The sequence below is a fragment of the Kocuria coralli genome (genome assembly GCF_008831305.1).
In the GTDB taxonomy this organism is placed as follows: Bacteria; Actinomycetota; Actinomycetes; order Actinomycetales; family Micrococcaceae; genus Kocuria; species Kocuria coralli.
Genome location: NZ_ML708610.1, coordinates 296,462 through 310,540, shown reverse-complemented (window position 1 = coordinate 310,540; position 14,079 = coordinate 296,462). Strand labels below are relative to the sequence as shown.

Genomic DNA, 14,079 nt, shown 5'->3' with positions numbered 1-14,079 from the left:
CCCGCCGGATCACAGCCGCTCCCCCGTGGTCCGGACGCGGACGGCGGCCTCGCGGATCTCCGCCGACGAGGGGTCTGAGACCGTGCCCAGGCGCTGCAGCCACGGTTCCTCCAGGGATTGCACCAGTTCGCGGATCCGGACGTCGAGGTCCTGGCGCGCGCTCTCCGCCATGCGTCGCACGCCGTCTTCGCCGAAGACCGCCTCCAGGAGCTTGGTCCCGACGACGCCGGAGGCTCCGGCGATGCCGACCTCGGCGCCCGTGAGCCCGGCGGACATCGAGAAGACCGTGATCATCAGGGCCACGGTGACGACGTTCAGTCCCACGGACAGCACACGGGCCTGGGTACGCTTCCCCGCACCCTCGCGCCGGATCAGCTCGAGCACGTCTCCCTGCCAGGCCCGGATGACGGCAGCCGACCGGTCGGGCACGTCGTCGGGCAGCCGGCCCAGATCCTCGTCGCCCAGCAGTGCACGACCCGCCTGCTCGGAGCGCCAGCACCGCTGGGTCCGTTCCCCGGCCTTGGCGAGCTCCTCGACGATCACCCCCTGCAGGCCCGTCTCCAGTGCCTGCTCCACCTGGACTTCAGGGGCCGGTCTGCCGCGCAGGTACGCCCCGACACGATCACGCCACCGGCCGATCTTCGTCTCGAGGGAACGGAAGAACTCCCCCGTTCCCACGAAATCCTGCCAGCGGGCCATGACCTCGTCGTGCAGCAGCGAGCCGTCCCTGGTCGAGGAGACGATCTCCTGCAGGGCCTGCTCGTGGGACTCCAGGACATCCGCCCGCAGCCGCCCCGCCACGGATTCCTGCTCCCCGGCCTCATCGGCGATCTCTTCGCCGCGGCCGGCCACCTGATGCAGGGCGCCGAGCACCGTGCGCCGTGCGATCTCAGTCCTGACCGCGGAATCGGCGGCCAGGTCCGACAGCCAGGTGCGCAGTCCGTCGACCGTGCCCAGCGGCAGCATCCCCGCCGCGTTGAGGGGCGCCTCGGGGATCACGAAGACGGGAGCCTCGTGCAGTCCGTGCTCATCGAGCATGCGGTGCAGATCGGGCAGGATCTCGTCGGCCACCCCGTCAGGGACCCGGTCCAGCACGACGGCGACGGTGATGTCCCTCCGCCCCGCTTCCTCGAGGAGCTCCCACGGGACCGCATCGGCATAGCGGTTCGCGGTGGTGGTGAACAGCCAGAGGTCGGCCGCGGCCAGCAGCTGCGATGCGAGGCGGCGGTTCTCCTTCGACACCGAGTCGATATCGGGTGCATCCAGCAGCGCGATACCGCGGTCCATGCCGTCGTCGCTCAGCAGCAGCAGGCTGTGAACGGGCTCGGCACCGCCGGGTTCCTCAGCGGGCCCCGGCCGACCCCCGGGCCGTGGGAAGGACGACGCCGCCAGCTGCCCGCGGACCCGGGCGAGGTGCGGAAGCACCCGCGTGCCCTCGAACGCCGGGCCGTCGAAGGAATGGTGGATGAGCATGGGCTGGCGGGTGGTGGGCCGGACCGCTCCGGCACGCGTTACCGGGCGTCCCACCAGGGCGTTGACCAGCGTGGACTTGCCGGCACCTGTGGATCCTCCCACGACTGCCAGCAACGGGGCGTCGAGCGAGCGCACGCGCGGAAGGACGTAGTCCTCGATCTGGGCCAGGGTCCGCCGCACGGTGTCCCGGCCGGCCGCAGCGCCAGCGGTCTCCAGCGGGAGGGCGGTCTCGCCGAGCAGCGCCCGCAAGTCGTCGACGGCCGAGATGGCCGCCTCGGCGGCACCTTGTCCGCTCCCGGCAGGGCCGTGGTGCCCGGGGCCCTCAGCCTGTGCCCAGGGCGCAGCCGTCGAGGGCCGGGACGGCACGCTCTCGGCTGGGTCCGGGGGCTGTGGCGACCTCCCCGGTTCGGGCTCGTGGTCGAAGGTGCTCACGATGATCATCATGCCTCATCGGCAGCGGCCGGCCCGGGAGGACGGTCGCAGCACGAAGGCCCCGGAACCAGATGGTTCCGGGGCCTTCGCCTCGGAGTGACCCCAACCGGATTCGAACCGGTGTTGCCGCCGTGAGAGGGCGGAGTACTAGGCCGCTATACGATGGGGCCGAGGAGTTTCCCGGCAGGACCGGGAGGTGGTGGATCATCCACCGGTCGTGCATCCGAACGATGCACGGTTTTCAGCAGAGTTTCCCGGCACCGATGATGCCGGGAAACAGTAGCGGAGTGACCCCAACCGGATTCGAACCGGTGTTGCCGCCGTGAGAGGGCGGAGTACTAGGCCGCTATACGATGGGGCCGAGGAGTTTCCCGGCAGGACCGGGAGGTGGTGGATCATCCACCGGTCGTGCATCCGAACGATGCACGGTTTTCAGCAGAGTTTCCCGGCACCGATGATGCCGGGAAACAGTAGCGGAGTGACCCCAACCGGATTCGAACCGGTGTTGCCGCCGTGAGAGGGCGGAGTACTAGGCCGCTATACGATGGGGCCGCTGGGGTACCAGGACTCGAACCTAGAATGACGGTACCAGAAACCGTTGTGTTGCCAATTACACCATACCCCACTGCACACGTTGGCCCGGGGGCGGAAAGCTCCCGGCCGCGCGCAACGAGCTAAAACTATACCCGGACGGATGAGGCCCGGCAAATCTTCCGGGCCTCACCCCTCCTGTGATTCGGACTACAGGCCCGAGATGGCCTCAGTGACCGGCCTCGGAGGTCTCCAGCTGATCGAGCCGTTCCTGCAGCCGGGCGCTGAGCAGATCCAGGCGGATCAGGGCGGCGTCCTTCCCCAGGATCTCGAGAGATTCGAACAGGGGCGGCGAGACCTGTCGTCCCGAGACGGCCACCCGGGCCGGCCCGAAGGCCAGGCGCGGCTTGATCCCCAGCTCCTCGACCAGCGTATGGCGCAATGCCGCTTCGATGTTCTCCGCGGTGAACTCCTCGACGCCCTCCAGCGCGGTGCGGGTGGCCGCCAGGACCTGCGGCGCGTTCTCCCTGAGCTTGGCGACGGCGCGCTCGTCGTAGGTGAGCAGCCTGTCGCGCAGGAACAGGAAGCCGAGCAGGGGCACCGCGTCGGAGAGCAGGTCCATGCGGGTCTGGACCAGGGGCGAGGCCTCGTCCAGGATCTGATTCTCGCGCTCGGTCAGCTCGTCACCGACGACTCCTCCGGCCTGCAGGTACGGGACCAGGCGGTCGCGGAAATCCTGCGGATCGAGCTTGCGGATGTGGTCGCCGTTGATCGCCGTGGCCTTCTTGAGGTCGAAGCGCGCGGGGTTGGCCAGGACGTCGTGGACATCGAAGGCCTCCACGAACTCCTGCTGGGTGAAGATGTCCTGGTCCGCGGAGAGCGACCATCCCAGCAGCGCCAGGTAGTTCAGCAGCCCTTCGGGGATGAAGCCCGCGTCGCGCAGGTTGAACAGGCTGGACTCCGGGTCGCGCTTGGACAGCTTCTTGTTGCCCTCGCCCATCACGTACGGCAGGTGCCCGAACTCCGGCACGCGTTCGGCGACGCCGATCGCCACGAGCGCCCGGTAGAGGGCGATCTGGCGCGGCGTGGAGGACAGCAGGTCCTCCCCTCGCAGGACATGGGTGATGCGCATCAGGGCATCGTCCACCGGGTTGACCAGGGTGTACAGCGGTTTCCCGTTGGCTCTGACGACGACGAAGTCCGGCACCGACCCAGCGGCGAAGGTGATCTCACCGCGAACCAGGTCGTGGAAGACGATGTCCTCATCGGGCATGCGCAGACGCAGGACGGGCTCCCTGCCCTCGGCGCGGAACGCGGCGACCTGCTCGTCGGTCAGGTGGCGGTCGTAGTTGTCGTAGCCCAGCTTGGGGTCCCGCCCGTTGGCGCGGTGCCGGTCCTCCACCTCCTGCGGCGTGGAGAAGGACTCGTAGATCGCGCCGGATTCCAGGAGCTTCGCGATGACCCCCTGATAGATCTCACCGCGCTGCGACTGCCGGTAGGGGCCGTCCGGCCCGCCCACGGTCACGCCCTCGTCCCAGGTGATGCCGAGCCAGCCGAGCCCGTCCAGCAGCTGTTCGAAGGACTCCTCCGAATCGCGGGCGGCGTCGGTGTCCTCGATACGGAAGACCAGCTTGCCGCCGGTGTGACGGGCGTACGCCCAGTTGAACAGGGCGGTGCGGATCAGCCCCACGTGAGGGGTGCCCGTGGGCGAGGGGCAGAAGCGCACGCGGACATCGCCGCCGGTGGCTTCTCCCGCCCCGGCCGCCGCGGCAGCGGCGGACGTGGGGAGGACAGCGGATTCGGAAGCGGAGCCGGCAACGGCTCCGCCGGCGGGCTCGGTGAGGGATGCGTCAGTCATGATGAGCCCATTCTAAGGACATCGAGCCGGGACGCCGGGCTCAGCGGCGCAGGACCGTGGCCAGCCCGCCGATGCCCTCGACCTCGACCTCCAGCCGGTCGCCGTCGTCGACGGTCCCGACGCCCGCCGGGGTGCCGGTCAGGATCACGTCGCCCGGCAGCAGCGTGAAGGCGCTGGAGATGTAGGCGATCAGGTCGGCGACGCCGAAGACCATGTCCGAGGTCGTGCCGTCCTGCTTCAGCTCGTCGTTGACGTAGGAGCGGACGACCAGATCGGAGGTGTCGAGCTCGGTCTCGATCCATGGCCCGAGCGGGCACGAGCCGTCGAAGCCCTTGGCGCGGGCCCACTGCCCGTCCGTGCGCTGGGCGTCGCGGGCGGTCAGGTCGTTGGCGCAGGTGTAGCCGAAGATCACGTCGTCCGCTTTCTCGGCGGGGACGTCCTTGCAGATCCTGCCGATCACGACCGCCAGCTCGGCCTCGTAGGAGACCTCCTCCGTCCACGAGGGCAGGGTCACGGGGTCGCCGGGGCCCGTTACGGAGGTATTGGGCTTGAAGAACAGCAGAGGACTGGTCGGCAGCTCGTTGCCCATCTCCTTGGCGTGGTCGGCGTAGTTGCGCCCCACGGCCACGATCTTGGACCTCGGGATCACCGGGGCCAGCAGCCGGACCTCCGCCACGGGCCAGGATTTGGCCTCGACGGGCTGGACGCCGTTGAAGAACGGGTCGCCGGCCAGGGGCACGACGACCTGCTCGTCCCCCTCCCCCTGGACGACGCCGTAGTGGATCTCATCTTCTGCAGTGAACCGGGCAATACGCATAGGACCAGGCTAGGGCAGAAGAGCCCGGCCGCGGCAATACGGCAGCCGTGGCCGGGCAGATGGCGCTCAGGCCAGCCGGGTGAGCCAGCCGTGCCGGTCCTCACCACGGCCGGTCTGGATCTCCAGCAGTTCCTGGCGCAGGGACATCGTGACCTCGCCGGGCTGGGCGTTGTCGGGGCCGATGGTCTCGTCGTCGCTGATCAAGCGGCCGACGGGTGAGATCACGGCGGCGGTGCCGCAGGCGAACACCTCGGTCAGGCGCCCCGAGGCGACGCCCTCTCGCCATTCGTCCAGGGTGAAGGCCCGCTCCTCGACGTTCATCCCGCGATCCCTGGCGAGCTGGATGATCGAATCGCGGGTCACGCCCTCGAGGATCGTGCCGGTCAGCTCGGGAGTGAGCAGGGTGCCGTCGTCGAAGACGAAGAACACGTTCATGCCGCCCAGTTCCTCGATCGCATGGTCCCGGTCCGGATCCGTGAAGATCACCTGCTGGCAGTTATGGGCATCGCCTTCCATCTGGGCGATGAGGGAGGCGGCGTAGTTGCCGCCGCACTTGGCGTTGCCTGTGCCCCCGCGACCCGCACGGGCCCAGTTCCTGGAAAGCCAGATATCGACGGCCTTGGCCTCGCCGAAGTAGTTTCCGGCCGGCGAGGCGATGACCGAGTAGAGCACCTCCCGTGAGGGACGCACCCCCAGGAAGGTCTCGTTGGCGATCATGAACGGGCGCAGGTACAGGGATTGGCCGTCACCAGTGGGCACCCAGTCCTTGTCCTGGCCGACCAGCTCCCGCAGCGACTCCATGAACACGGTCTCGGGAAGGGCGGGCATGGCCAGCCGCTGCGCCGACCGGTTGAGCCGCGCGGCGTTCTTCTCGGGGCGGAAGGTCCAGACGGACCCGTCGTCGTGCCGGTAGGCCTTCAGTCCCTCGAAGACCTCCTGCCCGTAGTGCAGGACGGCTGCGGCGGGATCCAGCTGCAGCGGGCCGTAGGGCACGAGCTGCGGGTCCCCCCATTGGCCCGTTCCCGCCTCGACGTCGCCCGTCCACTGGATCTGGACCATGTGGTCCGTGAAGTACTGCCCGAACCCCGGAGCGGCGAGGATCCGTTCACGTTGCTCGTCCGGGAGCGGCTGGGTATTGAGGTGCTTGGTGAACGTGCTGGTCACTGGGGTTCTCTTCCACTCAAGATTCTGATGCGGTTCTCTTACGCGCCGGGCGGGGACACCCGTCTCCTCCCGGGGCATTCGTGGCGGATGAGGCCCCGGTGCGCTCGAGAACGATGCCGTTGTACAGGCAGCTTACGTAATGACGCCGGGGCTATGCCCGGAGCGCCGCCACGATGGCGTCGCCCACCTGCGCGGTGCTGCGCTCCTGGGCGCCGTTGGCTGCGAGGTCGGAACGCACGGCGACGCGGATCTGCTCAGCCAGCCCGGGGTGACCGAGGTGCTCGAGCATCATGGCCCCGGCCAGGATGGTGGCGACGGGGTTGGCCTTCTGCTGCCCCGCGATATCGGGGGCGGAGCCGTGGACGGGTTCGAACATCGAGGGGGCGGTCCGGTCGGCGTTGATGTTGCCGCAGGGAGCCAGCCCGATGCCGCCGGTGATCGCTCCGGCGAGATCGGTGATGATGTCACCGAAGAGATTGTCCGTCACCAGGACGTCGAACCTGCTCGGGTCCGTGGTCATGAAGATGGTGACCGCGTCCACGTGGAGGTAGTCCACCGTGACATCGGGGAACTCCGCCGCCATGCGGTCGACCGTGCGCTGGTAGAGGCGGCCCGCGTTGACCAGCACATTGTGCTTGTGCACCAGGGTCAGCTTCTTGCGGTCGCGCCGGGACGCCAGCTCGAAGGCGAAACGCACCAGGCGCTGCACCCCGTGGGCCGTGTTCAGGGACACCTCGGTGGCGATCTCCTGGTCGGTTCCGTGCCGCAGCACCCCGCCGTTACCGGTGTAAGGACCTTCGGTGCCCTCGCGGACGACGACGAAGTCCACGTCGCCGGGATCCCGCAACGGCGAGACCGTGCCGGGGAAGAGCTCGGAGGGGCGCAGGTTCACGTAGTGATCAAGGCTGAAACGCAGCTTCAGCAGGATGTCCCGTTCGATCAGTCCCGACGGGATTCGGGCGTCGCCGGGCGCTGCCCCCACGGCGCCGAAGAGGATGGCGTCGTGGTCCCGGATCTCGTCCAGGGTCTCGTCCGTCAGCGTCTGGCCGGTGGCCAGCCAGTGCTCGGCGCCCAGGGGGAAGGACTTCTTCGCCAGGGAGATCCCCGCCGGCCGGCACACCGCGTCGAGCACCTTCTCCGCCTCCGTCACCACCTCCGGGCCGATACCGTCGCCGGGGATCACCGCGATGCGATGGGTGACCCCCTCCCCGCCGCCATCCGTATCGGCGGCAGTGCGCATCGCGAGGTCCAATGGCTGTCCGGCCCCATCCGAGGCCGTGGCGGAGGTCTGCTCTGTCATGGATCCCACCCTACGGCCGGGATCACACCGCGTCCCATATGGCGAACCAGGCTCTCAATATCTGGACACCGAACGGGCGGCGACGGGCTGCCGGCCGCCGCCTTCCGACGGGACCCACAGCAGGCGGCGGCACTTGCGGGAGGGGGCCGGATCAGTTCTTGAGGGCCTCCGGCTCCTCGTAGCGCGGGAACACCGGGGCGGGTTTCGGCAGCTCGGTGCCCGGGACGATGCGCTGAGGGATCGCGCTGAACTCGCGCCGGTCCTCAGGCTGCCCCAGGACGTCCAGGAGCCGTGCCGCCGAGGCGGGCATCACGGGCTGGACCAGCAGTGCCACGACCCGGACCACTTCGAGGGTGGTCCACAGCACCGTCCGCATCCGCTCCGGGTCGGTCTTGCGCAGCACCCAGGGCTCCTGGGCGGTGAAGTAGCGGTTGCAGTCGGCGACCACCTTCCAGATCGCCTCCAGCGCCCGGTGGAACTGCAGGTCGTCGAAGGCCTGCCGTACGGGTCCCAGCACATCGTGGGCCGCATCCAGGATCGCCCGGTCCGCCTCGGACAGCTCGCCCATGGCGGGGACCTGACCCTCGCAGTTCTTGGCCACCATGGACAGCGAGCGCTGGGCGAGGTTGCCCAGGTCGTTGGCGAGGTCGGCGTTGATGCGCGAGACGATGGCGTCGTGGGAGTACGACCCGTCCTGGCCGAAGGAGACCTCGCGCAGCAGGAAGAAGCGCACCTGGTCCAGACCGTATTCGGCCACCAGCGCGTGGGGATCGATCACGTTGCCCACGGACTTGGACATCTTCTCCCCCTGGTTGTAGAGGAAGCCGTGGGCGAAGACCATCTTGGGCAGTTCCAGTCCGGCTGACATCAGGAAAGCCGGCCAGTAGACCGAGTGGAAGCGGGCGATGTCCTTGCCGATGACGTGGACGTCCGCCGGCCAGTACTTCCGGAACATCTCCCCGTCCACATCGGGATAGCCGAGGCCGGTCAGGTAGTTGGTCAGGGCGTCGACCCACACGTACATGACGTGCTCGGGACTGCCGGGCACGGGGATGCCCCAGTCGAAGGTGGTCCGCGAGATCGAGAGGTCGCGCAGGCCGCTGCGCACGAATTCGGCGATCTCATTGCGCCGGGTCTCGGGGAAGAGGAACCCCTCGCGGTCGTAGAGGGCCAGCAGCTTGTCCTGATAGGCCGAGAGGCGGAAGAAGTACGAGGCCTCCTCCGTCCAGGTCAGCTCCGTCCCGGTCTCCTTGGAGTAGCGCAGGCCGTCGTCGCGCAGTTCCGTCTCGTCCTCGCCGTAGAAGGCCTCGTCGCGGACCGAGTACCAGCCGGAGTACGAGTCGAGATAGATGTCCCCGTTCTCCTCCATGCGCTGCCAGAGCGCCTGAGAGGCGGCGAGGTGGTCCTCGTCCGTGGTCCGGATGAAGCGGTCGTAGGAGATGCCCAGCACGTCGTCGACCTCCTGGAAGGCCGCCGAGTTCCGGTCGGCGAGCTCCTGGGGGGTGATGCCCTCTTTCTCCGCCGTCTGCTGCATCTTCTGGCCGTGCTCGTCGGTGCCCGTCAGGAACCGGACGTCGAAGCCGTCCAGCCGCTTGAAGCGGGCGAGCACATCGGTGGCGATGTGCTCGTAGGCGTGACCGATGTGCGGGGCCCCGTTGGGGTAGGAGATCGCGGTGGTCAGATAGAACGTGGGGCGGCCGTCGGCCCCTGCAGCAGTTACCTCAGAAGTCACGCGCTCCATCGTAACGGTCGTCCGCCCCGCATCGCCCACCCGGACGGGACGGCGCCGGGGGTGGTCACGCGCCGCGGACGGCCCGCCCGGCGGATCTGCACCATCCGGCCCGTGAATGCTGTAGATTTACATTCGCAATTCACCGTGCGAGTGCGGGGCCGCACAGCCCGCCTCGCCCGGCCCGGACCCGGCCTGACGGGCACGGCGACCCCCATCGCCGACGTGCACCGCAGATGGCGGAGACCTCTGTGAAAGGAACATCATGCGCAGCGAACTGTTCGCCCCCGAGCACATGGAACGCCAGGCTCAGGACCAGTGGGCACTGCAGTCCAAGAAGATGCTCAGAGTCAACATGTCCCAGGACATCATCGCCACCAAGGGGGCCATGGTCGCCTACCAGGGCCGGATGGACTTCCGCCACGAGGGCTCCGGATCGGTCGGCAAGTTCCTCAAGAAGGCACTGACCAGTGAGGACGCCCCCATGATGCGGGTGTCTGGGCAGGGCGAGGTCTTCTTCGCACGGCAGAACCGCTTCATCTTCCTCCTCCTGCTGGAGGGTGAGGCGATCACCGTGAACTCCTCGTCCCTGCTGGCCTTCGACTCCTCCCTCGCCTGGGACATCCGGAGGGTCCAGGGAGCGGGGATGCTGGCCGCGGGGCTGTTCAACCTCGAGCTCTCCGGCCACGGTTACGTCGCCGTCTGCTCCGACGGCGACCCCATGGTGCTCGACGCGTCGCAGCAGCCGACCTTCGTCGACCCGCAGGCGGCGGTGTGCTGGTCGGCCAACCTGGCCCCGACCATCAAGAACGACTTCAACTTCTCCGGCATGTTCCGCGGCGGCTCCGGCGAGGCCTTCCAGCTCGCGTTCCACGGACCCGGATTCGTCGTCGTCCAGCCCTCCGAGGGGACGCCCCCGGCCCGGGCCGGCAGCTGAGCGGCATCGCCGCCTCCGCCGATGGCACGACGGCGCCCCCGCCACCTGAGCAGGTGGCGGGGGCGCCGTCGTCGCGGGGTTCAGCCAGGTAGTACGGGAAGATCCGGCACGTTATCGCCACGCAAACTCGTCCGCGGAAACCCGGCCGAGCAGAACTCAGCGAGCTGCGGTTCCCTCAGTGTAGTCCGAATCGGAGTCGGTCCACACGAAAAGTTTCCGCAGTTCACGGCCGACGCCCTCGATCGGGTGGCCCTCCTCCTTGGTGCGGAGCTGGTTGAACTCGGCCGCCCCGTTGTCCTGGTCCTCGATGAACCGGCGCGCGAAGGTGCCGTCCTGGATGTCGGAGAGGACATCCTGCATGTTCTTCTTGACCGAGGGGTCGATCACGCGCGGACCGGAGACGTAGTCGCCGTACTCCGCGGTGTCTGAGATCGACCAGCGCTGCTTCGAGATGCCGCCCTCGACCATCAGGTCGACGATCAGCTTCAGCTCGTGGAGGACCTCGAAGTAGGCGATCTCCGGCTGGTAGCCGGCCTCGGTCAGGGTCTCGAAGCCGTACTGCACCAGGTGGGACATACCGCCGCAGAGGACTGCCTGCTCGCCGAACAGGTCGGACTCGGTCTCCTCGGTGAAGGTGGTCTTGATGACGCCGGCGCGCGTGCCGCCGATGGCCTTGGCGTAGGACAGGGCCACCTCCTGGGCGTTGCCCGAGGCGTCGACCTCGACGGCCACCAGGCAGGGAACGCCGCGGCCGGCCTCGTACTCGCGACGCACGGTGTGGCCCGGGCCCTTGGGGGCGACCATGGCCACGTCCACGCCCTGAGGAGCCTGGATGTAGTCGAAGCGGATGTTGAAGCCGTGCGCGAAGAGCAGGATGTCGCCGTCGTTGAGGTTCGGCTCGATGGACTCGGCGTACACGGTGCGCTGGACCTGGTCCGGGGTCAGGATCATGATCACGTCCGCTTCGGCAACCGCTTCGGCAACGACCTTGACGGTGAGGCCCTCGGCCTCGGCCTTGGCGCGCGAGGAGGAGCCCTCGGCCAGGCCGACCCGGACGTCGACACCGGAGTCGCGCAGGTTCAAGGCGTGGGCGTGGCCCTGGGAGCCGTAGCCGATGACGGCGACCTTGCGGCCCTGGATGATCGAGAGGTCTGCATCGTCTTCGTAGAAGATCTCAGCTGCCATGTGGATATGTCTCCTTAGTGCTGTAATTGCTGATGACCAGCTGCCTGCAGGTCACGGTGTGTGTGTGCGGCCCGACCAGGCTGCACCTGATATCACTAGGCCCTCGGGTACGAAAGCGGATCTCCGTGGCGCAGTGCCCGGTCGGACATCGACTTGGGCCCACGTCCGAGCGCCAGCGTACCGGCCCGGACGATCTCGCGGACACCGAAGGGTTCGAGGACGTCGAGTAGAGCCCTCATCTTCTCGGTGGCGCCCGTGGCCTCGATCACGACCGAGTCGGTGGAGACGTCGACGATCGAGGCCCTGAACAGGTCCGCGGCCTGGGTGACCTGCAGCCGGGTTGCGGCGTCGGCGCGGACCTTGACCATGATGTGCTCGCGCTGCACCGAGGTCTCCGGTGTCAGTTCCACAATCTTGATCACGTGAATGAGCTTGTTCAGCTGTTTGGTGACCTGCTCCAGGGCATCGCCCTGGACGTCGACGACGACGGTGATCCGCGAGAGTCCCGGCACCTCGGTGTTTCCCACGGCCAGCTGGTCGATGTTGAAGGCACGGCGCGCGAACAACGCGGCAACACGAGTCAAAACGCCGGGTTTGTCCTCGACCAGCACTGACAGCGTATGGCGGCTCATGCGCCTGCTCCTTCGTCTTCGCCGACCCACTCGGGGGTCATGTTCTGGGCAATCTGGATCTGGTCGTTGGACACGCCCGAGGGCACCATGGGCCACACCATGGCGTCGGCCGATACCACGAAGTCGATGACCACCGCGCGGTCGTTGACCTCGAGAGCGGCCTTGATCGTCGCCTCGACGTCCTCCTCGCGCTCGCATCGGAACGTGGCGCACCCGTAGGCGTCGCCCAGCTTCACGAAGTCGGGGATCCGGCGGGACTCGTGCCCGGTGTCGAGGTGGGTGTGCGAGTAGCGCCCGTCGTAGAAGAGGGTCTGCCACTGGCGGACCATACCCAGGGACGAGTTGTTGATCACCGCGACCTTGATGGGGATGTTGTTCAGCGCGCACGTGGCCAGTTCCTGATTGGTCATCTGGAAGCAGCCGTCGCCGTCGATCGCCCACACGGTACGGTCGGGCTGTCCGACCTGCGCTCCCATGGCCGCGGGGACGGCGAATCCCATGGTCCCCAGGCCCGCGGAGTTGATCCACTGGCGAGGACGCTCATGCTTGATGAACTGCGCGGACCACATCTGATGCTGGCCGACACCCGCCACGTAGCAGGCCTCCGGCCCCGTGAGCTCCGAGATCTTCTGGATGACGTACTGGGGGGCCAGCAGACCGTCGGCGGTCGAGGTCCACCCCAGCGGGTAGGAGTCGCGCAGTCCGCGCAGCACACGCCACCACTCCGTGAGGTCGGGGGCGCCCTGGGCCTCGGTCTCACCCCGGAAAGCCTCCGTGAGCTCGGGGATGATCGAGGCCAGATCACCCACGATCGGCACATCGGCGACGCGGTTCTTCGAGATCTCCGCCGGGTCGATGTCGGCGTGGATCACCTTGGCACCGGGAGCGAACGTGGACAGCACCCCCGTCACGCGGTCGTCGAAACGCGCCCCCAGGGTGACCAGCAGATCCGACTGCTGCATCGCGTAGACGGCGGGCACCGTTCCGTGCATCCCGGGCATGCCCAGGTGCTGTTCGTGGGAGTCCGGGAACACCCCGCGCGCGGTCAGCGTGGTCACCACGGGAGCCCCCGTGACCTCGGCCAGCTCGGTCAGCGCGGCCGAGGCGTCGGCCTTGACCACTCCGCCCCCGACGTACAGGACCGGGCGCTGCGCCTGGGCCACGAGACGGGCGGCCTCGCGGATCTGCTTGGAATGCCCCCGCGCCACCGGGCGGTAACCGGGCAGCTCCAGAACCGGCGGCCAGGAGAACTCCATCGGGCCGACCTGCGCGTCCTTGGCGATGTCGACGAGGACCGGACCGGGACGCCCCGTCGAGGCCAGGTGGAAGGCCTCGGCGAGCACCCGGGGGATGTCCTGAGCATCGGTCACCAGGTAGGAGTGCTTGACGATAGGCATGGTCATGCCCACGATGTCGGCTTCCTGGAAGGCGTCCGAGCCGATGAGGGTCGAGGCGACCTGCCCCGTGATGGCCACCATGGGAACGGAGTCCATGTTGGCATCGGCCAGGGCCGTCACCAGGTTCGTCGCGCCCGGGCCCGAGGTCGCGATGCACACGCCGACGCGGCCGGTGGCCATGGCGTACCCCTGCGCGGCGTGGCCCGCCCCCTGCTCGTGGCGCACCAGGATGTGGTTGATCCTGGTGCTCTCCAGCAGAGGGTCGTAGGTGGGCAGGATGGCACCACCGGGCAGGCCGAAGATGTCGGTCACCCCGAGTTCTTCGAGCGATCGGATGACAGCCTGGGAACCCGTCATGGGGACGGGGTCGACGACCTGGTTGGCTCCCGGGACCTCCGGAAGCACCACACCGTGGGCTTCAGTGGACGTGCGGCGCTCGACGGGTGATCCCGTCCGCTTGTTAGCCATCAACGCGGGGCTGATGGACTGTCCCTTACTCATCTCGCGTCCTTCAGTTCAATCGATCGGTGAAAGTCACTACTTCCGGCTGCACTGCTTGCCTCGACCGGGTGGGTTCCGGGGATGATCCCGGACGTCCTTGCCGCGAATGCCGATGATCGCAAA

At 68.1% G+C, this 14,079-nt stretch carries 10 protein-coding genes and 4 tRNA genes; 1 reads left to right on the top strand and 13 read right to left on the bottom strand.

Going from position 1 to position 14,079, the window contains the following annotated elements; genetic code table 11:
• Positions 1 to 9: 9 nt before the first annotated feature.
• The 10 genes from FCK90_RS01395 to metG form a co-directional block, all read right to left on the bottom strand.
• Complete coding sequence (locus FCK90_RS01395) at positions 10 to 1,905, bottom strand: GTPase (protein ID WP_246179876.1); 1,896 nt, start codon at positions 1,903 to 1,905, stop codon at positions 10 to 12.
• A 97-nt stretch (positions 1,906 to 2,002) separates the two neighbouring features.
• A tRNA-Glu gene (locus tag FCK90_RS01390) sits at positions 2,003 to 2,075 on the bottom strand.
• 118 nt (positions 2,076 to 2,193) lie between these two features.
• A tRNA-Glu gene (locus FCK90_RS01385) sits at positions 2,194 to 2,266 on the bottom strand.
• Between the two features lie 118 nt (positions 2,267 to 2,384).
• A tRNA-Glu gene (locus FCK90_RS01380) sits at positions 2,385 to 2,457 on the bottom strand.
• A gap of 1 nt (position 2,458) precedes the next feature.
• Positions 2,459 to 2,530 (bottom strand) — tRNA-Gln (locus tag FCK90_RS01375).
• A 135-nt stretch (positions 2,531 to 2,665) separates the two neighbouring features.
• The gene (gene gltX, locus FCK90_RS01370) at positions 2,666 to 4,294 is read right to left on the bottom strand and encodes a glutamate--tRNA ligase (protein WP_158032497.1); all 1,629 of its coding nucleotides are present in this window, start codon (positions 4,292 to 4,294) and stop codon (positions 2,666 to 2,668) included.
• A gap of 40 nt (positions 4,295 to 4,334) precedes the next feature.
• Positions 4,335 to 5,111: a fumarylacetoacetate hydrolase family protein gene (locus FCK90_RS01365; protein ID WP_158032496.1), complete on the bottom strand. Its 777-nt coding sequence runs from the start codon at positions 5,109 to 5,111 to the stop codon at positions 4,335 to 4,337.
• 66 nt (positions 5,112 to 5,177) lie between these two features.
• Positions 5,178 to 6,275, bottom strand: coding sequence for a branched-chain amino acid aminotransferase (locus tag FCK90_RS01360; RefSeq protein ID WP_246179875.1), 1,098 nt, complete (start codon positions 6,273 to 6,275; stop codon positions 5,178 to 5,180).
• A gap of 151 nt (positions 6,276 to 6,426) precedes the next feature.
• Positions 6,427 to 7,515: a 3-isopropylmalate dehydrogenase gene (locus FCK90_RS01355; RefSeq protein ID WP_158032570.1), complete on the bottom strand. Its 1,089-nt coding sequence runs from the start codon at positions 7,513 to 7,515 to the stop codon at positions 6,427 to 6,429.
• A 211-nt stretch (positions 7,516 to 7,726) separates the two neighbouring features.
• Positions 7,727 to 9,316 (bottom strand): methionine--tRNA ligase, encoded by a 1,590-nt coding sequence (gene metG / locus FCK90_RS01350; RefSeq protein WP_158032494.1) that lies wholly within the window; start codon positions 9,314 to 9,316, stop codon positions 7,727 to 7,729.
• A gap of 253 nt (positions 9,317 to 9,569) precedes the next feature.
• Between metG and FCK90_RS01345 the strand changes: the two genes are divergently transcribed.
• Positions 9,570 to 10,241 carry an AIM24 family protein gene (locus FCK90_RS01345; protein ID WP_158032493.1) on the top strand — a complete coding sequence of 224 codons (672 nt, stop codon included), beginning with the start codon at positions 9,570 to 9,572 and terminating at the stop codon, positions 10,239 to 10,241.
• Positions 10,242 to 10,397: 156 nt separating this feature from the next.
• Here FCK90_RS01345 and ilvC read toward each other — a convergent pair whose 3' ends face one another.
• From ilvC to FCK90_RS01330, 3 genes are all read right to left on the bottom strand, one after another.
• Positions 10,398 to 11,426: a ketol-acid reductoisomerase gene (gene ilvC, locus FCK90_RS01340; protein ID WP_158032492.1), complete on the bottom strand. Its 1,029-nt coding sequence runs from the start codon at positions 11,424 to 11,426 to the stop codon at positions 10,398 to 10,400.
• A 95-nt stretch (positions 11,427 to 11,521) separates the two neighbouring features.
• Complete coding sequence (gene ilvN, locus FCK90_RS01335) at positions 11,522 to 12,058, bottom strand: acetolactate synthase small subunit (RefSeq protein WP_158032491.1); 537 nt, start codon at positions 12,056 to 12,058, stop codon at positions 11,522 to 11,524.
• The gene (locus tag FCK90_RS01330) at positions 12,055 to 13,956 is read right to left on the bottom strand and encodes an acetolactate synthase large subunit (RefSeq protein WP_158032490.1); all 1,902 of its coding nucleotides are present in this window, start codon (positions 13,954 to 13,956) and stop codon (positions 12,055 to 12,057) included. Before FCK90_RS01330 ends, ilvN begins: the two co-directional genes overlap by 4 nt.
• Positions 13,957 to 14,079: the final 123 nt, after the last annotated feature.

Bases quoted from the DNA above. Each gene is read 5' to 3' on its own strand.
- ilvC (WP_158032492.1), bottom strand. From the start codon at position 11,426: ATGGCAGCTGAGATCTTCTACGAAGACGATGCAGACCTCTCGATCATC.
- FCK90_RS01345 (WP_158032493.1), top strand. From the start codon at position 9,570: ATGCGCAGCGAACTGTTCGCCCCCGAGCACATGGAACGCCAGGCTCAG.
- ilvN (WP_158032491.1), bottom strand. From the start codon at position 12,058: ATGAGCCGCCATACGCTGTCAGTGCTGGTCGAGGACAAACCCGGCGTT.
- FCK90_RS01365 (WP_158032496.1), bottom strand. From the start codon at position 5,111: ATGCGTATTGCCCGGTTCACTGCAGAAGATGAGATCCACTACGGCGTC.
- metG (WP_158032494.1), bottom strand. From the start codon at position 9,316: ATGGAGCGCGTGACTTCTGAGGTAACTGCTGCAGGGGCCGACGGCCGC.
- FCK90_RS01355 (WP_158032570.1), bottom strand. From the start codon at position 7,515: ATGCGCACTGCCGCCGATACGGATGGCGGCGGGGAGGGGGTCACCCAT.
- FCK90_RS01330 (WP_158032490.1), bottom strand. From the start codon at position 13,956: ATGAGTAAGGGACAGTCCATCAGCCCCGCGTTGATGGCTAACAAGCGG.
- gltX (WP_158032497.1), bottom strand. From the start codon at position 4,294: ATGACTGACGCATCCCTCACCGAGCCCGCCGGCGGAGCCGTTGCCGGC.